At 52.6% G+C, this 19,479-nt stretch carries 16 protein-coding genes; 13 read left to right on the top strand and 3 right to left on the bottom strand.

What is annotated here, in order from left to right:
- Positions 1–31: 31 nt before the first annotated feature.
- The 6 genes from HBA55_RS02870 to HBA55_RS02845 all read left to right on the top strand — a co-directional run bounded on the left by HBA55_RS02870 (position 32) and on the right by HBA55_RS02845 (position 8,225).
- The gene (locus tag HBA55_RS02870) at positions 32–316 is read left to right on the top strand and encodes a DUF2218 domain-containing protein (protein ID WP_166986775.1); all 285 of its coding nucleotides are present in this window, start codon (positions 32–34) and stop codon (positions 314–316) included.
- 598 nt (positions 317–914) lie between these two features.
- Entirely contained in the window at positions 915–3,356 is a 2,442-nt protein-coding gene (locus HBA55_RS02865) for a TonB-dependent receptor (RefSeq protein ID WP_166986772.1), read from the top strand.
- A 24-nt stretch (positions 3,357–3,380) separates the two neighbouring features.
- Positions 3,381–4,160: a coniferyl-alcohol dehydrogenase gene (locus HBA55_RS02860; RefSeq protein WP_166986769.1), complete on the top strand. Its 780-nt coding sequence runs from the start codon at positions 3,381–3,383 to the stop codon at positions 4,158–4,160.
- A gap of 191 nt (positions 4,161–4,351) precedes the next feature.
- A complete protein-coding gene (locus HBA55_RS02855; protein ID WP_166986766.1) occupies positions 4,352–5,794 on the top strand; it encodes an aldehyde dehydrogenase family protein in 1,443 nt (480 codons plus the stop codon).
- A gap of 179 nt (positions 5,795–5,973) precedes the next feature.
- Positions 5,974–6,954, top strand: coding sequence for an AraC-like ligand-binding domain-containing protein (locus HBA55_RS02850; protein WP_166986762.1), 981 nt, complete (start codon positions 5,974–5,976; stop codon positions 6,952–6,954).
- A 143-nt stretch (positions 6,955–7,097) separates the two neighbouring features.
- Entirely contained in the window at positions 7,098–8,225 is a 1,128-nt protein-coding gene (locus HBA55_RS02845) for a hypothetical protein (protein WP_166986759.1), read from the top strand.
- A 58-nt stretch (positions 8,226–8,283) separates the two neighbouring features.
- On the opposite strand, the gene HBA55_RS02840 is transcribed toward HBA55_RS02845, so the two are convergent.
- Positions 8,284–9,363 carry an AraC family transcriptional regulator gene (locus HBA55_RS02840; RefSeq protein WP_166986755.1) on the bottom strand — a complete coding sequence of 360 codons (1,080 nt, stop codon included), beginning with the start codon at positions 9,361–9,363 and terminating at the stop codon, positions 8,284–8,286.
- A gap of 206 nt (positions 9,364–9,569) precedes the next feature.
- Here HBA55_RS02840 and HBA55_RS02835 point away from each other — a divergent pair, with 206 nt between their 5' ends.
- The 6 genes from HBA55_RS02835 (at position 9,570) to HBA55_RS02810 (ending at position 16,998) form a co-directional block, all read left to right on the top strand.
- Positions 9,570–9,938 carry a protocatechuate 3,4-dioxygenase gene (locus HBA55_RS02835; RefSeq protein ID WP_166986752.1) on the top strand — a complete coding sequence of 123 codons (369 nt, stop codon included), beginning with the start codon at positions 9,570–9,572 and terminating at the stop codon, positions 9,936–9,938.
- Between the two features lie 29 nt (positions 9,939–9,967).
- Positions 9,968–10,822 carry a class III extradiol dioxygenase family protein gene (locus tag HBA55_RS02830; protein WP_166986749.1) on the top strand — a complete coding sequence of 285 codons (855 nt, stop codon included), beginning with the start codon at positions 9,968–9,970 and terminating at the stop codon, positions 10,820–10,822.
- Between the two features lie 29 nt (positions 10,823–10,851).
- Complete coding sequence (locus HBA55_RS02825; RefSeq protein WP_166986746.1) at positions 10,852–12,084, top strand: MFS transporter; 1,233 nt, start codon at positions 10,852–10,854, stop codon at positions 12,082–12,084.
- A gap of 143 nt (positions 12,085–12,227) precedes the next feature.
- Entirely contained in the window at positions 12,228–14,507 is a 2,280-nt protein-coding gene (locus HBA55_RS02820) for a TonB-dependent receptor (RefSeq protein ID WP_166986743.1), read from the top strand.
- Positions 14,508–14,704: 197 nt separating this feature from the next.
- A complete protein-coding gene (locus HBA55_RS02815; RefSeq protein WP_166986741.1) occupies positions 14,705–16,204 on the top strand; it encodes an aldehyde dehydrogenase family protein in 1,500 nt (499 codons plus the stop codon).
- An 11-nt stretch (positions 16,205–16,215) separates the two neighbouring features.
- Entirely contained in the window at positions 16,216–16,998 is a 783-nt protein-coding gene (locus HBA55_RS02810) for a coniferyl-alcohol dehydrogenase (protein ID WP_166986738.1), read from the top strand.
- A gap of 20 nt (positions 16,999–17,018) precedes the next feature.
- Here the strand turns inward: HBA55_RS02810 and HBA55_RS02805 are convergent, their stop codons facing one another.
- Positions 17,019–17,855, bottom strand: a complete 837-nt coding sequence (locus HBA55_RS02805; protein ID WP_166986735.1) for a class III extradiol dioxygenase subunit beta — start codon at positions 17,853–17,855, stop codon at positions 17,019–17,021.
- 14 nt (positions 17,856–17,869) lie between these two features.
- Positions 17,870–18,277: a protocatechuate 4,5-dioxygenase subunit alpha gene (gene ligA, locus HBA55_RS02800; protein WP_206019490.1), complete on the bottom strand. Its 408-nt coding sequence runs from the start codon at positions 18,275–18,277 to the stop codon at positions 17,870–17,872.
- 110 nt (positions 18,278–18,387) lie between these two features.
- Between ligA and HBA55_RS02795 the strand changes: the two genes are divergently transcribed.
- Positions 18,388–19,275, top strand: a complete 888-nt coding sequence (locus tag HBA55_RS02795) for a helix-turn-helix domain-containing protein (protein WP_166986733.1) — start codon at positions 18,388–18,390, stop codon at positions 19,273–19,275.
- The last annotated feature ends 204 nt before the right edge of the window (positions 19,276–19,479 follow it).

Here is a 19,479-nt window from a genome sequence, read left to right as displayed (position 1 = left end):
GAGAGTTCTGCATTGGAAATGGAGTAATTGCATGATTCAGTCTATTGCCGTTTTGAATACCGACAAAGCCAGTATTTATCTGAAAAAGTTTTGTCGTCACTTTGCTCACAAGTTGACAGTGGAATTTGATGATCACAATGGCTCCGTGGAATTCCCGTTTGGTGATTGCACAGTTGTTGCACAGGGAGAAGAATTGACTCTCTCCCTGAGCGCCAGTTCGGTCGAGAATATCGACCGAGCGGAACAAGTTGCCGGCAGCCATATGGAACGTTTTGCCGCCAAGGATGAGCTCAAGGTCGTTTGGCAGCGGCGATAGCGCAGTAGTAATAGTCAGCAAGGTGCCATAACCGGAAATTAATAATCCTGGTTCAGGGCACCATGGGCCTTCGATGATGTCCGCAACGGCCGCACGACGTAGGGTGGATTAGAAGCGCCTTGCGCTTCGTAATCCACCGATCCGCCGAAGGTTTAAATTGGCGGCGGCCGTGTATAAATCACCTGTTGCAGGCACATTCAAGGGTGTTAAAAACCGGGCCGAAGCCAACGAACATCTCCGGCAGAACCGGCAGAACCGGCGGATTACGGCGCAAGCGCCTAATCCGCCCTACGCATAAACAACGCCGTCAGAGTACCAATCCTGCGAATTTCTAAGACCGGTTATGGCACCAATGAGACATTTCCACTGCGAGCCTGAGTCAAAGCAGGTCAGAAATACCCTTAAGGCTCCTTTTCAATAACGTTATCAATAACATAGCCCCCAGTGCACTCTCAATCCAGAGATTAGACCCTCCCAGACCAGCCCTCTCTCTGTTCAAAAACTACCATGGTTCCTGTATCGACGCAGCGTGACCGAAAATCGCTCGCACGGTGCAAAGCACAGCAATGTGACCGCCAAAAAGAGAGAATAAGCAATCATGAATACGATAAAAAAACCAATGATAAACATCATGGCTGTTGCCCTGGCCGCCATACACACTGGTATCGCCCAGGCACAGATCGAGGAGATTGTGGTTACCGCACAAAAACGCCAGGAGTCCCTGCAGGAGGTGCCTATCTCCATGCAGGCCTTTACCGGTGATCAAATGAAGGATTTTGGTATCGAAAAGGCCTCTGACGTTACCAAGATGGCCCCCAACTTGAATATTGCTACCCAGAACGCCATGAGCCAGCAGATTGTTATCCGTGGTGTGGGCACCAATGACTTCTTTGGCAATGCTCCAGGCTCAGTCGGGTTGTATATGGACGAAGTGACCATGAGCGCGCCCTTTTTGGGCGGCCTGGGCCTTTACGATATGGAGCGCGTTGAAGTGCTGCGTGGGCCACAAAACAGTCTGTTTGGCCGCAACACCACCGGCGGCGCCATTAACTATATCTCCAGGCAGCCGGAGGTGGGTGGCGAGATAGAGGGCTATATCAACGGCACCTATGGCAGTCATAACCGCTTGGAGGTGGAGGGCGCCGTGTCTCTGCCACTGGGGGAAACCGCCGCATTGCGCGTGGCGGGCAACAGCTACGATCGAGACGGTATCTGGAACAATATCGATACCGACAACGACGAATACGGCGATATGTCCAGAGGATCACTGCGTGCGACTCTGGTGTGGGAACCCACAGACACCACCAAAATCACACTGAACTTCCACGATGCCAACCAAACTGCGGAGTCGCTGCCAACCCGTGCTGTGGGTGCACTGGCCAACAATGCCCCGCTGCGGGCCACCGATATCACGTTGACTGACAGGATGGTGGACTTTGAGCGGCATTACGACACCGTCAATACCTCCGGTGTGAACCCTTCGACGGACGATTGGCACGATATCCGTAAAACTGGCGCCAATAAATCCAATATCGATGTTCGCGGTGGCTACCTTAAAATCCAGCATGACTTTGACGAGCTGACGTTTACCAGTATCACCTCCTATGACGATGTACACACGCTCTACACCGAAGACGATGGTCTGACCGGCAACGTGCGAGCCCGGGCCATGAGTCAGGCTGCGGGCAATGGCGATACTTTCGATACCCTGATTATCGATATGGATCAGGAATATCGTCAGATCAGTCAGGAGTTGCGCTTGGCTTCAAGCCCGGATGAAAGCTTCCGCTGGATTGCCGGTCTCTATTACTTCAAGGAAGATTCCACTCTGAGCCAAAACATTCGCTTTGGTGCCGGCGGTGTGTTGGCGTTCCATCCGGCCTTAAACCCGGTTACCGGCGTACCCATTTCAGCGATTGATAGTATTCCCAACCCCTATGGCAACACCGTGTCTTTTAGTGTGGCGCAATTGGAGAATGAGGTGATTTCACCCTATATCCACACTGAGTTTGATTTATCCGACGACCTTACGCTCACTTTCGGATTGCGTTATACCGACGACACCAAGAAAAACCCATCTTACTTTGGTGGCGCTTACGACAAGAGTGGCATGGACCCCGCGGTTTTCTATTCACGCGATGTTGTGATGGCTTTGGCCGGTACCTTGTCTGAGTGCCCAGAGATCGGGCCGACTCAAGCGCCGTTTTCCATGTGTGCGTCGGATGTGACCACCCGTGAGAATCTGGAGTTTCAGGAATTTGGCGGCAAGCTGGGACTGGATTACCAGCTTAATGACACCACGTTGCTGTTTGCCAGTTACTCCCGTGGCTTTAAGTCGGGCAAGTACGATATCGAGTTTCTGCACACCCGCTCCACGCCGTTTCCCGATGATCCCGTTGACGTAGAAACCCTGGACGCGTTTGAGCTGGGCTTTAAGAGCGATCTCCTCGATGACACGCTGCAGTTAAACGGCGCCGTATTCTATTCCGTTTGGCAGGATCAGCAGGTCTTTAATGTAGGCTCCCAGGGACCCGAGTTCTTGAACCTGCCCGAATCTCAGATCATGGGATTGGAGATGGAGGTCAAATGGGCACCTAATGCAGACTGGCTCTTGCAGGGTGGTCTGGGTTTGATCGACAGTGAAATCAAGGATGCCACCGGCATCGCGGTGGCCGCAGAAGGTCATGAGTTACCTCTGACCCCCGAGGTTACTGCCAATCTCCTGATCTCCCGGGATGTGGAACTTAATGTGGGTGCTTTGACACTGCAAACGGACTTCCGCTATCAGGGCGAGTCCAAGGTCAAGATGGAAGATAATCCGCCAGTAGACGAATACGATTCGCGCTTTGAGGTCAGTGCACGAGCCATCTATACGTTCGGCGACGAAGAGCAGTATCGGATTGGCCTGTATGTCGACAATATCACTGAAGAACAGTATTGCATGCAGAAGGAAAATCTCGATGCCATCACCGGTACCTACTACTGCATGCCCAACGAAGGCGAACGCACCTACCGGGTTCAGGCCGGGATGGAATTCTAATTGACGACGGATGAGGGCTAAACCGTGAGTGTAGAAAACAAAACTGTCATTGTAACTGGCGCGGCGTCCGGGATTGGTCGTGAAACGGCGAGAATTCTTATGGAGCGTGGCGCCAGGGTGATCGGCTTTGACCGCAACCGTCCCGAGGACAATCTTGACGGGTTTATCGAGGTGGATTTGATGGACCCGGTATCCATCGACAAAGCCGTAGACAACTTTAGCGGCCAGGCCGATGCACTTTGCAACGTCGCCGGCCTGCCGCCAACAGCACCCATCAACAAAGTGATGGCGGTCAACTTTGTAGGACTTCGGCGTTTTACCGAGAGAATGCTGGACAAGTTATCGCCGGGTGCGTCCATCGTGAATGTCGCCTCCCTGGCGGGTATTGGCTGGTCGGGTGCCATTGACGGCATCAAACGTTTCATTGCGGAGGCGGATTTCGATAACGTCGATGCGCTCAGCACGGAACTCGGTATTGATCAGGAGCGTTGCTACTTTTTCTCCAAGGAAGTCCTGCGTGTCTGGACGATGCAGAATTGGAACACTTGGCGCGACCGAGGCATTCGCATCAACAGTATTAGCCCGGGTCCGGTCGAAACCCCGATTCTTCAGGATTTTCTCGATACCTTGGGTGAGCGGGCTGAAGAGGATATGCGTGTGATGGGACGGGCCGGCGAGTCCAGCGAAATTGCGGCGGCGGTTGTCTTTCTCTGTAGCTCCGACAGTAGCTGGATTAATGGAACCAATATCGCCACGGACGGCGGTATGGAAGCGCATGTGATGGGGCAGATTTATGGATTCTAAGGTGTTCTTGTCCATACCCTAGACAAAACCAGTCGCCCTCGGAGCGGGCTGCTACAGATTTAACCGGGCCCCGTAGCAGCGCGCTCTGAGCGCGACCAGGGTTAAACCAATATTGCCACAGCCTGTCGCCCTTGCTGCAGACTGCTACAAAGAATCAGCTTCAACACTAAAACGAATCAGAGAAAGAAAAGATGAGCGAATATCAACTTCATATTGGCGGGCGCTACCAAGCCGCCGAGTCCGGTCTTAGGGCTCCCTCCCTCAATCCGGCCAACGGCGAAGTATTGGCAACTGTTCAACAGGCCGGTGAAAGTGATGTATTGCGGGCACTGGAAGCGGCGCAATGCGCGTTCAACGGTTGGAAACAAGTACTGCCTTCACAGCGGGAAGCCGTCTTCCTGAAGGCGGCGGATGTCGTCGACGAAAGAGCACAAGAGCTGCGCGACTTGTTGATTGACGAGTCCGGCTCCACCTTGATCAAAGCTGGCTACGAAGTTCATCATGCGGCAGCGTTCCTGCGGGGCATGGCTGGCGAATGTCGGCGTGTCACCGGTGAAACCTACAGCTCCGACTATGCGGGCGTAAAATCCTATTCCATTCGCCGACCATTGGGGGTGGTGGTGGCCATATCTCCGTTTAATTTTCCACTGCTGCTGGGACTGCGAAAAATCGGTTGGGCGATGGCGGCGGGTAATAGCGTTGTGTTGAAGCCGTCTGAGGAAACCCCCGTTGTGGGTTTAAAGATAGCGGAAATTTTCCAGCAAGCGGGCTTGCCCGATGGGGTTCTGAACGTGATTCCCGGCCGGGCGTCGGATATGGGCGACGCCTTGCTCGCTGATCCCAGGGTCAAAAAGATCACCTTCACCGGCTCCAGCGAAGTGGGCAAGATGATCGCTGCCAAAGCGGCTGCTAACCTGAAGAAGTTCACCTTGGAGTTGGGGGGCAAAAACCCGCTGGTTATTCTTGAAGACGCAGATCTCGACTATGCCGTTAATACCGCGACCTTCAGCAATTTTATGCACCAGGGCCAAATCTGCATGACGGGCTCTCGGGTTATCGTTGAAGCCGGACTCTATGACGAATTTTGCCGACGGGTCGCCGCCAAAGTGGCTGCTCTGAAAACCGGCTCACCCAGGGAACCCGGCGTTGTTATCGGTCCACTGATACGCCCGACGCAACCGGCATTTATTCAGGAGCAGGTAGAATCCGCAGTCGACGACGGAGCCAGGTTGTTAACCGGAGGCAAATACGAAGGCAGCTACTACTTGCCGACGGTTCTTGCCGACGTAACCGAGAATATGAGCATCTTCCGCACAGAGTGTTTCGGACCGGTTATGTCGATCATCAAAGCTGACGACTACCTGCACGCTCTGACGTTGGCCAATGACAGTGATTACGGCCTGTCTTCAGCGGTGCTCACCAACGACCTGCAAAAGGCACTCCACTGCTCAGAGAGCCTGGAGACGGGCATGGTTCACATCAACGGCCCGACGGTGAGGGATGAGGCCGTGGTGCCGTTTGGTGGAGTAAAAGACAGTGGCTTTGGCCGGGAAGGAGGGCGATTTGCCATGGAGGAGTTTACGGAGCTCAAGTGGGTGACCATACAGACTGGTCAACAACAATACCCCTTCTAGCCCCAGGTACGCTTATGTCCTCGCTTGACCTGAACCCTGAGCAAGGCAATAATCCCTCAAGGAATTTGAGGGAAGATGCTGACTTCGGTCGACAATTTCCGAGAGATTCCTTCTATCATCGAAGTTCTGATAGAACGGCTAAGAATAAAAACTCGAAGGTTTCGATCTCGGAAGACATTATGTTGGACTTGGTATATGACACCAGCAAAATTGACCAGGCCTCCCAGCTGGAGTACTGGGCGGACTATGTTTGCAGGACATTGACCAAGCTTCAGATCAATAAAATCGACCATGCTGAGAAGGGGTTTCGGGGGAGATTGTCCCAGGCCTCCTTTGGTCAGATCTCAATTACCTCCGCTCTGGCTCAGGAGAGTGAAGTGCAGCTCACCCGTGAAGGCATTGCCAGTGCTGATGAAGAGTTTCTGCTGATGCATCTGCAATACCGCGGAAAGTCCAATATCTGGCACAACGGCCGCGAGCTTGACCTTAAAAAAGGCGATATCGAGATCTGCGACTGCACTCAACCCTATCGACTGCGTATTTCGGGGGATAATTCTCCGCTGCATGAAATGTTGGTGCTCCGGATTCCTCACGCTGCTTTGGCGCAAAGAGTGTCCAATGTACACGAGCTGGCGGGTAGTTTTATCGATAACAGCAGCGATATGGGCCAACTTGTCTCACAGTTTGTTATTAACGTCTGGGAGAGACGTGGGGGCATAAACGAAGAACTCGCACCACAACTGGGTAATCAGGTACTGGATCTGTTGTCCCTGGCGCTCAACAGTACCGGAGCTATGTCCGGTAACGCGGAGTCCGCTGCCCGAACGGGGCACCTGGTGCGCATGAAGCGCTTTATTGACGACAACCTGAGTGATGGCGCCCTGACTCCTGCCGAGGTTGCAGCAGCAGCATGCATTTCTCTGCGCTACGCCCACAAGTTGTTTAAAGACGATGGGCAGTCGATAGCCGGTTATATCATGCAGCGGCGCCTGCAGCAGTGCTGCACCATGTTGTCCTCGGGTAAGCATCAGGGGCTCACTATTACCGAAATTGCTCATATGTGGGGTTTTAAGGACGCCTCCCATTTCGGCCATGCTTTTAAGCGCGAGTTCGCCATGAGTCCTCGGGCCTATCGGATGGAACGCGGCTCCAATCGGTAATCGACACCCCTTTCCCTATTGCACTTTGAAACCACCAATTGAACACCCTCAAACCAGCCTCCTGAATAACGCCGGTATATAGTGCCAATTCGTTGGTAGTCGTTACCAACTCGAATTCCTATAGCCAAACAGGGGCGCCAATCATGAGCGACGTTCAATCCAGCCCGCAGGCTTTGCCTGGTTTTATTCAAACCGGCGTGCTCGCGACCATCCTTGTACTAATGATCGCCGGTTTACTCATTGCGACTTTCATCCGGTTGGGAGGGCTTGCATTCTTTATCGATTGGGCAGGTACCTTTTTTATGTGCGCCACTCCCTTTCAAATTATGATGGCGGTGGTCTGGGAAAACCGGTTCCCTGATCGTCTGGGTCGATTGGAGCAGCCCTGTAGAGGATTGGTTTTAACCGCAATGTTTGTGCTTGCCGGTGCGATCATCATGCCTGTTCTCTTGTTTACAGTGGGTCAAGGTGTTCTGACTCCCATTTTTGTTCACTACGTGATTCAATCTGTGGGCATAAGTCTGTTGGTGATCATTGTGTTTGGTTGTTGGCCAGTGAGCAAGATGACAGACAATAAACTGCTGTTGGGGTTGGGAACGCTATGTTACTGCTACCTGCTGAATTTCGTTATCTTTAAGGCTTTTTACAACTACGATTTTTTTTCAGGTGCGCCTTTCTACAGCCCCGGCCTTGATCCCAATGGGTTATTTAATGGGATTACCGCCTTGACCTTTGCCGTAACGGCAGTTGCATTGGTAATGGTACTGGCAATGTTCGAAATGTGGCCCGTGCCCTTGTTCGTCAAGAATGGTTCACAGCCACTGTTTGGTCTGGTGGGCACCCTATTGGTATTGCTGGTGACGGCGTTATTCTACGGTACCAGTGTATTCGCGCTGGGTATGGAGCCCATGGACTTTATGGTCAGGGGGCCGGTATGTGTAATCTTTGGCGCTTTTCTGGTCGACAACCTGATGCAGTTCCAGCTGTTTGCCCGCCTTAAACAACCACTTAAAGGATTTGCAAAGACCGGTGTCTGCCTGATTGGCGCCGTGGTCATGTACCATCTCTACGCATTGGCATTGCCGCTCTTTGTGGGGCACCCGCTCGGGGCTGGGCCCGAGGCAAACTACGCACAGGAGATTTGGATTGCAACCGCCATGCTGGGAATTACCTTCCCTGTGATCAATATAGTTGCCGGTGCTTTTGATTTTTGGCCTATCAAGCGTTCGCAAACTATCGAGGCTCAGGTCGCCATCGTTGAAAACGGCTAAGAGATTTTTAGGGCATCTGATGCTTTTGCAATTTGTCGATATTTATTGGTACTGCTGCTCAGGCAATTCGCTTCTGCGTTTCCGACGGCAATTCACCAAACTCCTGGCGGTAGTACTTGGCAAAATTGCCCAGATGGAAAAAGCCCCAGTCAGCCGCGATATCGGCAACGTAGCGATCACGGTTTTCCGGCGCCAGGAGCGCATGGCGAACCTGTCCGAGTTTCACTTTTTTTACGTAGGCCATCGGGCTCATGGAAAAACAATCCCTGAATCCCGTTTGCAGGGAGCGCGAAGAGGTGTTTGCTACCTGTAGCAATTCCTTCAGGTGAATTTCCCGGTGCGCCTGTTCGCGGATAAAATCCACAGCGCGTTTAACATGTGCCGGCATGCCCAGGGCGGGTGCCAATGTATCATTGCGGTCTGTATGTTCTTCAAAGGCGTCGAAAATACTGAGCCAAAGCGCCTCTTCCAACCGGGAAATTACCATGTCCTGGCGAAAGTTATTGGTGCGTGAGAACTCCAACTCGTGGCACAAAAGCCCCAGAATTCCCGTAACCGTTCTAAAGCGTTCATCGGCGATATTCACCTTGCGCACAAAGGGTTTGTAAGAGCCGTCTTCCTGCAGTATCTCCTCCCCCAAAAAGTGTTCCCAGCCCGCTACCGAGATTGATGCGATCAGAAATGCGTGAATCGGGCTGCGTCGAAAATCAAACTGTTGGTACGGAGAACAGAGCATGGCCTCACCGCACTCTGCGGTCGTGACTCCCTTCGGAGAGTGAAACTCAGCCGATCCCAGCAGCGGGATAACGAGGTTGAATTGCTTGGCGTCGTTTACGGTAAACAGCCGCGAAGCAATATTGCAGAAGGAGACACCGATCTGAGAATAGCTAAAGTGCGCACGATGGATTTGAATATGCGCCTTGGAGGCCTCTTTCTCATCCAGGGCTTCAAAGACCCTGGCCTCGGTAAGCTTGCCGGTGCTCTTGCCGGCTTCTTCAAAGCGGTTGCCCTGATAGAGGCAATAGCTCGAAACGGGGAGTTGATCGCTGCGCAGCCCCAGTAGTTCCGTTATATCTGAATCTAGTTTTAGTGCAAATCGTGCTAAGGGGTTGGGGGGAGGTGAATTCTTGGTATGCATGATTTCTCTGTGATCATGTGTAACCCCTCATTTATAGCATACGGCGATAGAAAACACAGCCAGCCCCCCGCAATCGCAGCAAAAATAATGCTGCGCTTAGCGGATAGAGCCGCGCTTATCTGATAACTGTTGAGCCGCCCCATCGCATAACCTGTGCACCTGATTATCTGAACGACAAAACCTTGTTGAAAAAGGGGCATTGCATCATGAGCAAAGAGACGGGTCACTCTGATCACATTCCAGGAACCTTTGTCTTTACAGGGCAAAGATCCCGAAAGGGGCTTAATCTCAATCGGTTTGCCTATTCTCTGCACGAGGCCAATAACCGGGAGGCCTATTTGAAAGATCCTGAGGGCTATATGGACAGCTGTGGCCTTTCCCAATGGGAGAAAACCAGGATTCTGGAGGGGGATTGGAAAAGCCTGATTGAAGAGGGGGGTGGCAGCGTCTACATGCTGTTGAAAATGTGCGCGGTCACCAGTGCGGGACTGACTGATCTCGGCGCGCAAATGCGCGGGGAAACACAGGAGGAGTTCCTGAAAACCCGCAACGTGGTATTGCGGGAAAACGCTTAATTCAAACGACATCAATTGAGGATTAGATAATGGGAAAAATTGTAGCAGGCGTTGGAACCTCTCACGTACCTTCCTATGGCGTTGCTTACGACACGAATCAACAGGACAACCCCAAGTGGGCTCCGGTATTTGAAGGCTATGCCCCCGCCAAGGCTTGGTTGAAGGAGATCGGCGTGACTCACGCCATTGTGATTTACAATGATCACGGTACCGATTTCTTTTACGACAAGTATCCGACCTTTGCCATGGGCGCCGCCGATGAATATCCGATTGGCGACGAGGGCTGGGGTCCCCGCAACCTTCCCTCTGTAAAGGGCGACAGCGATTTCTCCTGGCACCTGGCAAACTCCCTGGTCAAGGAGAGCGAGTTTGATCTGACCATCTGCCAGCAGCTGGAGGTGGATCACGGTCTCCTGTCTCCTCACCCCTTCTTGTTTGATCATGATCCGGACTGGGACGTAAAAACCGTGCCTCTCAATGTTAATGTTCTACAGCATCCCCTGCCGACCGCACGACGATTATGGAAACTGGGGCAGGGCCTGAGAAAAGCGGTTGAATCCTATCCGCAAGACGCACGTGTTGCAGTAATAGGCACCGGGGGGCTGTCCCATCAGCTGCACGGAAATCGTTTTGGGCATATGAACGAGGCCTGGGATCACGAATTCCTCGATCTTATCGAGGATAATCCGGAAGCCTTAATCGACCTCCCTCATGACACCTGGATGGAGAGAGGTGGTGCCGAGTCTGTGGAGATGACCATGTGGCTGGCCATGCGCGGGGCTATGACCCCCAAGGTCAAGAAAATCCACCGTTTCTACTACCTGCCCATGCTCACGGGTATGGCCCTGACCGTACTGGAGGATGACACCACGGAAGCCGCTTAGTGATCAACAATACCAATGAGGGTTCTCTAATGAACGAATTCCGAGAGGGTTACGGGCCCTTGCTTGCTGCAACTATAGGCACTATGTGCGGTTTGCTGACAATAACGAACTACTCGCAGGGATTCTTCGTTGGCCCGGTAACGGCGGATCTTGGCTGGACGCCGCCGCAGTTCTTCCTGGGTTTTACGGTGATGATGTGTGTGGGCCTGATCTCCGGGCCACTGGTGGGATCTCTGGCCGGTAAGTACGGCATTCGGCTGTTGGGTATAGCTGGGTTGGTTGGCCACGCCCTTGCCTATTGGATGATTTCCTTGAACAACGGGTCATTGTTCCTATGGTACGCCAGTTTTTCACTCCTGGCTGTTCTCGGCGCCGGATCACTGCCGATTATCTGGACCAGTGTGCTTAACGGCTACTTCGTCAAACACCGGGGAAAGGCCATAGGTATTATCATGGCCGGCACCGGAATGGGGGCTTTCATTCTGCCGCCAATCGTTGAGTTCTTTATCGAAAACTATGGCTGGCGGGTAGCCTACCGGGCCATTGGGACGGGCGCCTTATGCGTGTCTTTGCCTATTGTTCTGGCTCTTTTTCGCGAGAAAACGGCACTTGAGGCTCAAACCTCCCACGGGAGTGATGTGGGCGCCCGGGGAATGACGCGGGCGCAAGCACTTCGCACGCTCCGGTTCTGGATGTTGGGCGCTGTTCTGTTTGTGACGGTTTTCGTGATTGTCGGTTTGCTTTCAAACTTCGAGCGAATCATGAGTGCTAAAGGCTTCGAGCGAAATACGATAGCCGTGATTGCTGCTGCCATGGGCCTGGCGGTGATCGTGGGGAGGCTTTTGGTCGGCGTGCTGATTGACAAATTCTGGGCGCCGGGCATTGCAGCCTTGTTTTTCTTAATGCCCGTTTTTGGTGTTTTATTGATTCAGTTTGGTGACGTGTCTTTCTCGGCAGGATTGGCAGTCGGTATTGCCGTTGGACTTGCTGCTGGGGCAGAGCTGGATCTGCTCGCCTATCTTACCGGAAAGTACTTTGGCTCGGCTCACTATCCCGAGATATTCGGAACCATCTTCGCGTTCTTTACCGTCGGTGCGGGGCTTGCGCCCTCATTCTACGGAGCGGGCGCCCAGATGTGGCAAGGTTACGGTATGGTTCTCGATATATCCATAGCCTTGCTTATGCTGTCAATACTCCTGTTCCTGGCGCTGGGTCGATACCCGCAGTCAGATCTGAATCCCGAGCCGGCGCTAAGTTCTTAAGGCCTGCAATGTATCCCATAAGCAGGTAAATTCGGTTGCGCTTTTTGGATCATGTCTCGCTTTGGTGATAACCGATCCGAGTAAGGTGACTTACCATGAACTACTCCTACACTATAATCAAATAGCCTGAGAGGCAGAGCAACATGACAATAACCACAAGTTCTAAAAAGCTGTTTTCTTCATTTCAACGTACCGCACTTTTTTCCGCTTGTCTGATGCCGTTGGCAATGCCGCTGCAAGCCTATGAGCTTGAAGAGGTAGTAGTGACCGCTACCAAGCGTGCGGAGAGTATACAGGATGTTCCCGTTTCCGTAGCGGCGATAGACTCTGAAACCATGAAAGCCATGGGCATAACCGATATGGCCCAGATTTCCGCCCAGATTCCAAATTTCGAGGTGTCTGACGCAAGTATCCTGCCGAACCTTTATGTGCGGGGTATTGGTTCGGGAACCACTCATTCCATCGAACAGTCGGTGGGTCGTTTTATTGATGACGTATATATAGGGCGTGCTGCAATCAACCTGCACGGTTTTATGGATATCGCCAGCGTTGAAGTCCTGCGCGGCCCGCAGGGAACGCTGTTTGGCAAAAATACTCTGGGCGGAGCCATGATTGTTCATACGGCGGAGCCAACGGACGAGCTGTCGGTAGGCTTGGATCTGAGTGCCAGCAATTTCAGCACCACAGGTGGTTCAAAACACATTGAAGGCTTTATTTCCGGTGCCTTGACGGATAACCTGCGTGCGCGCTTTGCCTATCAGTGGAAAGAAAAAGACGGCTACATAGAGAACCTTCTGCCTGGACCTGATGGCGGAACTCGGGACGACTCTGGTGCGCGTTTAAAGTTTGAATGGGACGCGGGGAGAAATACTACCGTCGGGCTAAAACTTGAATACATGGAATATGAGGAAGAAGGGCAAACACCCGCTCAAATCGTCGGCGGTAACTTTCCTGGCGGTCCTTTTGCAGGTCAATCGATTCCGGAAAGTTTCTGGCAGCAGTTCGCTCCACAGCTCACCTACAAAAAGGATTGGACCTCGCACATCAACTGTGCCTATGAGCAAAATGGTGAGACCTTCTGTCCCAGCAGGGATCAGTACTCTCAAAATGTTACATTAAACGTTGATCATGAAATCGAAGGCTTGGGCACGATTACATCCGTCTCGGCGTTTCAACAGTACGAATATAACCATCAATTCGTCGCCGTTGATATGGGAGTCGTTGGTGGGTCCCTGCGGGCGACTCGCGATGAGGAGTTCGAGGGCTTCAGCCAGGAAGTCCGGCTGACCTCTGAAGAGTTTGAAAAATACGACTATATCGCTGGTTTCTACTTCGAAGACAGCTCGCTGGAGCGGTTGCAACCTTCTGACTTTAATATCCCGGAGTTTGTTGGCGGAGGACCCTTGTTCAGTGAACGGGAAGACTGGATTCAGGATACCAAAACCCTGGCGCTTTTCGGTCAGTTACGCTACCACATTAATGACCAGTGGTCTGCTATTGCAGGTGGTCGCTGGTCACAAGAGGACAAGGATTTTGTCTTTGAAATTGCTCACGTGGAGTTTCAGGAGGACCCGTTAACCGAAGTGGATCACAGATACGATGAGTCCCGTTCGGAAAAGAAATTCACGCCGTCCTTCACCTTGCGCTACGAACCGAATGAAGAGCTAATGTTTTTCGCCAGCTACGCACAGGGCCATAAAACCGGTGGTTATAGCGACCGTATTCAGGACGATATCGAGTTTGATGCCGAAACCAATACCACCCTGGAATTTGGTATGAAAGGTATCTGGCTTGACGGTAATCTGGAAACCAACCTTGCGATATTCCACATGGCTATCGAAGATCTTCAGGTGGCGAGGACGCTGCCGGGTGAAACAACCCAGTTTGAGGTGAAGAATGCCGCAGAAGCCACCAGTCAAGGGGTCGAATTTGATGCCCGCTGGGCTTTGAATGAAAACTGGATCCTGGGTGGTAATTTCGCCTATACGGATGCGACCTACGACGATTTTCCCGGAGCGGCGGAGTCTTGTCCCGAGGTAGGAGGCAACCTGGAAGCCGGGCTCTGTAACTACGAGGGAGTGCCACTTATTTACGCTCCTGAGTACAAAGCTGCTGTCTATGTTCAATACGATGCAGAGGATATTGTCGGTGAATGGGATTTGAGTTCTCGTGTCGATGCCAATTATTCTGATGACTATTATGTCGAGATTAACTACGACGAGCGTTTACATCAGGACTCCTACACCACCTGGGGTGCCAGCGTTCGATTGACTTCGCCCGACGAGAAATTCGCCATTGGACTGGTTGGCAAAAACCTCACCGAAGAGTATGTGATGGCTTGGGGATTAACGGGTGGATTTACCCAATATATTGCGCCCAATGCACCGCGCGAAGTAATGCTGCAATTTAGCTACAACTACTGAGCCAGGATTGGGGCATTGAACCGGATGACACTTACATAACGATAACTCAAAGCTTGAACTCACTGTAGCAGCCCGCTCCGAGGGCGACCGGTCGCGGTACCCGATAAAGCGAGGCAGGCTCTCAGAGCCTGCTGCTACGGTGAGCATTTAGCCTTGATAATTACTATACATGCGGGCTGCTACGGAGAATTACTGCGATGAACAATATACCCGAGTCTGATTGGGACAAACCGATTGAAACTCAACTCTATATTGATGGTGACATACGACTGGCTTCGACCAACGAAGTTTACGCCGTCCATAATCCGGCAAGACCCGAAGAATTGGTAGGGCATGCGGCCAGTGCAACGATCGATGACGTCGATCTGGCAGTTGCGGCGGCTCACAAAGCCTTTCCGGATTGGGCGGCACTTAGCTACGCTGAACGGGCTGACTATTTAAACAGAATTGCTGACCATCTGGTGTCCGATGAGGACGACGTCAAATATCGTTCCCGACTCTTTTGTCGTGAGCATGGAAAAATCCTTAAGGAAACCTTGCTCGAAATGGAGAGGCTGGGGGACCGATTCCGGCTGTCGGCTTCCTACGCGGAACGATTGGCCGCTGATGAAATTATACCCGGTCCTCCTTTTGATACTATCGTAACTCGACAGCCTCGTGGTGTGGCTGCCTTGATCGTTCCCTGGAACTGGCCGCTATCGATTCTAGGGGCAAAGCTGCCACAGGCCCTGATGGCGGGAAACACGGTTGTGGTCAAGCCTGCGGAAAATTCCACACTCGCTCCTACTTTGACTCTACTAAAGATAGCCAGCCTGTTGCCGCCAGGGGTGGTAAACGTAATTACCGGGTCATCAGAAAAAATCGGGGACTCACTGACCACGCACCCGTTGGTTCGATTTATCAACTTCACCGGCTCGGTGAGGGTGGGTAAACATGTTATGAGTATGGCATCGAAGAACCTGACCCCGGTGACGTTGGAGCTCGGTGGTAACGACGCCGCACTGGTTTTGGAAGATGCCGAACTGGACGAAGCGGCTTTTATGCGAATGTACAAGGGCACGTTTATGTCATCCGGCCAAATCTGCATGGCGCTTAAACGTCTCTATGTCCATCGTTCCCGCTACGACGAGGTGATCGAACAACTGACCGCCTTGTGTGAGAGCATGGTGGTCGGGGACGGCTTACTTGGTGCGACTGATATGGGGCCGGTAAACAACAGCAGACAGCTGCAAGTGGTTACCGATATGATTGCCGAGGCGCGGGCTGCGGGAGCGGAAGTAAAAGAGTGTGGACAGGTTCCCGATCAAGCGCTTTATGCCGGCGGATACTTTCAGAAGCCCACGCTGGTCTATAATCCGGATAAAAGGTTGCGAGTCGTGTGTGAAGAGCAGTTTGGGCCGCTGCTTCCCATTATGCCGTTTGATACCGAAGGAGAAGCCGTAGCCTACGCCAACGATTCCAATTTCGGGCTTTGTTCATCGGTGTGGACGCAAGACCGTGAACGTGCGGTGAAACTCGCGCGCCAGATCGAAGCTGGCTACACCTATATTAATGCCCACGGACCCACGGCACAGGACAGCCGTGCACCCTTCGGCGGATTCAGGGATTCAGGCATCGGTCGAAACCTGGGCTATGATGGAATTATACAGTTTCAGGAGCAGCACTCGATTTCGGCCCCTGCGCACTGGTTATTGTGAAGAGGTAACGCATGAGTTTAGAGGGTAAGAATATCATCGTCACAGGAGCGGCATCTGGAATTGGTGCTGAGACAGCCCGGCAGCTTAAACGCCTGGGGGCCAAGGTCATTGGTATGGACCGAAATGAGGTATCCGAGAACGTTGATCAATTTGTCGCGGTGGATCTATCCGATCCGTTAAGTATTGGCGATGCGGTTGCCGCACTGCCCGAAGGTATCGACGCACTGTGCAACATTGCCGGTGTGCCGCCCACGGCGGGTGTGGTGCCCGTTATGAAAGTGAATGTACTTGGACTGCAAGCGCTTACCGGGGCAGTACTGGATAAAATGAATAATGGTGGATCCATTGTCAATGTAACTTCCTTGGCTGGGGCGGGCTGGCCGGCCGCCACCGAGCAAATATTGAAGTTCCAGGAAGCCGCTGATTTTGACAACGTAGAATCCATTTGTGATCAACTGGGTGTAGACGACCAGCGAAGCTACTTTTTCTCCAAAGAAGTCGTTATCGCCTGGACCATGCAAAACTGTTGGACTTGGCGAGACCGCGGAATCCGCATGAACTGCGTCAGCCCGGGGGCGGTGGAGACACCCATACACGCCGATTTTCTCAAGTCCCTGGGCGAAAAGGCAGAGAAGAACCGGAGATTGATGGACAGAAACGCGACGCCAAAGGACATTGCCCCTGTCATTGCATTCCTTTGCTCTGATTCCAGTGGATGGATACGCGGCACCAACATCCCCTGCGATGGTGGCATGCTCTCGCACGTGCAATGCGAGATGCATGGTCTGATCTAGTTACGACACCAGGCCACACTTTAATCCGTGAGAATCGTCATTCCATAGTTGGTGTTGGAGGCGGCACAGTGGGTGAAGCGGTAAACCTCGTCCACCTTGTCGCCAAGCGCACCGCGCATAACCAGCCACATAACCGCCTCAATGCCTTCTGAGCCGCTTTCACGCAGCCACTCCGTGTGGGTAATCTCGGCCACCGCCTGGGGGTCGGTGGCAAGATCATTGAGGAACTTCTCGTCGTACTCGGCGTTGATCAATCCGGCCCTGGGGCCCTGCAACTGATGACTTAAACCGCCGGTACCGAAGATCGCCACTTTTAAATCCTGATCATAGGCCTCGACGGCCTTGCGCAAAGCTTTTCCCAGTGCCAGGCAGCGTGTGCCCTTCGGCTGTGGATACTGCACGACATTCACCGCCAGTGGAATGACTTTGCAGGGCCAGGCCTCCGGTTGGTCGTACATAATGGAGAGCGGCACCGTGAGCCCGTGGTCCACCGTCATATCGTTAACAATGGTGATATCAAACTCATCCATAATCAATGATTCGCATAAATGCCAGGCCAAACGCGGATCACCGACAACATCGGGGATAGGGCGAGGGCCGTAACCTTCGTCAGACGACTTGAACGACTCACAAGTGCCGATAGAGAAAGTAGAGATTGAACTCAGATCAAACGCATGGGCGTGATCGTTGTAAACGATGATACAGACATCCGGTTTTACTTCGTCGATCCAGGCTCTCGCGGGCTCGAACTTTTGAAACAACGGCGCCCAATAGTCGTTACCGGTCTTGCCATTGTCCACGGCAGCACCAATGGCCGGTACATGGGAAGTGCCCACACCTGCAATGATCTTCGCCATAATCGTTTCTCCTGTTATCGATTCTTGTCTGATTTACTGCGATTGCCTTTCATGGGACGTCCGCCGGCCAGCATCATGTCCCGGAACTCCTGCTCGGTCATGCCCTCATCGGACATGGCAGCTCCTGCTGCCTGCATGGAGACCCTGTCAAATGCGGCTATTTTCCAGGTGTAGTAGATGTTGCCGCCAAGCTCTAGCAGGCGGTTGAACCGGCGTTGCAATACCGCCTCGCGCTGTTCCCCCGTCATAGGGAAGCGATTCAAATAGGCAGCCGGACTCTGGCGGAACACCTCCCTATTCTCTTTTATATCCAATGACTTACAGAACATATTCAGATGATAGCCCTGGTGATTGCGCTGCCCGTCAAATACGAATGTGCCCGGGATATCATCAAATTCACGGGGCTCTCTTATGGTGCTCATGGCGTTTGCTCCTGTCAGCTTGTATTGAAAATTTTAGAGCTAGAGGCCTTAGTGCAGAATGGACAGGTCTCGTCGATAAATTGTACTATTCAGACACTGAGGAGGCCGCCATGAAGCACATTCCACACTATCAGCTCTACGGGGACGAGGGCGACGGCAGTGAGTTGAACTTTGTACACTGTGAGCCGATGTTCAACCGGATTGAACAGCAGAACTGGGAAATCAGTCCTCACCGGCACGACAATCTGCATCAGGTATTTTGGCTTCGTGCAGGACAAGTGGAGGCGCAACTCGAGACAGAGAATATCCTGTTGTGCTCACCCAGTGTTACGCTGGTACCGGCCGGCAAGGTTCACGGCTTTGCTTATGAACCCTCGGCAGCCGGCTCGATCGTTACGGTTTCCGCGGCTATGATGCAGCGGGTGATTTCGTTAAGCCCTCGTTGGCCCACCAAGCTGCTTGATCAAGTGCACTATCTGGAGTTAAAGGAAGAATCCGCCGACATCGTTCAATATCTTCAACGTGTTGAAGAGGAGTCACGTAACAAACGCGTTGGCCGTGTTGCTGCAGTGACAGCGTGGATTTGCCTGTTCTTTGTGGAGCTGGGGCGACTTCGTCAACTTCGACCCGAACAAGTACCGGAGGGGAAGGAGTATCTGCATCTGTTTGAACAGTTTCGGCTGCGTGTTAATGAAAGCCTGACACAACACCTTCCGGTGAGCGAATACTGCAGTCGGTTGGGGGTAGGAGAACGCCGCCTGTACCGTGCCTGTCGTACCATTGCAGACGTAAGCCCCTCGCGCTATATACAAGATGCGCTTATACAGGAAGCGAAGCGGTTACTGATTTATACCATGATGCCCGCGACGATGGTTTGTTATGAGCTGGGTTTTACCGATCCGGCATATTTTTCCCGATTCTTTAAAAAACATACCGGGCTGTCACCGGGGGAATTTGCGAAGCGTCACAGAGAGGGCAACACCCCTGTCAAAGATTAATTGTCAAATAAACCAATAGCGCTTACTTAAGCCACATTGGCACTATTCCCTGTAGCAGCCTCGCTCCGAGGGCGACTGGTTTTGGCACCTCGCACCGGTCGCGCTCAGAGCGCGCTGCTACAGTGAGCGTGGAGCTATTGAAAATTACCATAGAATCTCTGAGGGCGACCGGTCACTATGAACTTCACTTGGGTATTCATGAGT

Origin of the sequence: Pseudomaricurvus alkylphenolicus, assembly GCF_011683955.1 — a bacterium.
GTDB classification, from domain to species: domain Bacteria; phylum Pseudomonadota; class Gammaproteobacteria; order Pseudomonadales; family Cellvibrionaceae; genus Pseudomaricurvus; species Pseudomaricurvus alkylphenolicus.
The sequence above is the reverse complement of the archived record's forward strand: the minus strand, read 5'-3'. Positions and strand labels throughout refer to the sequence as shown.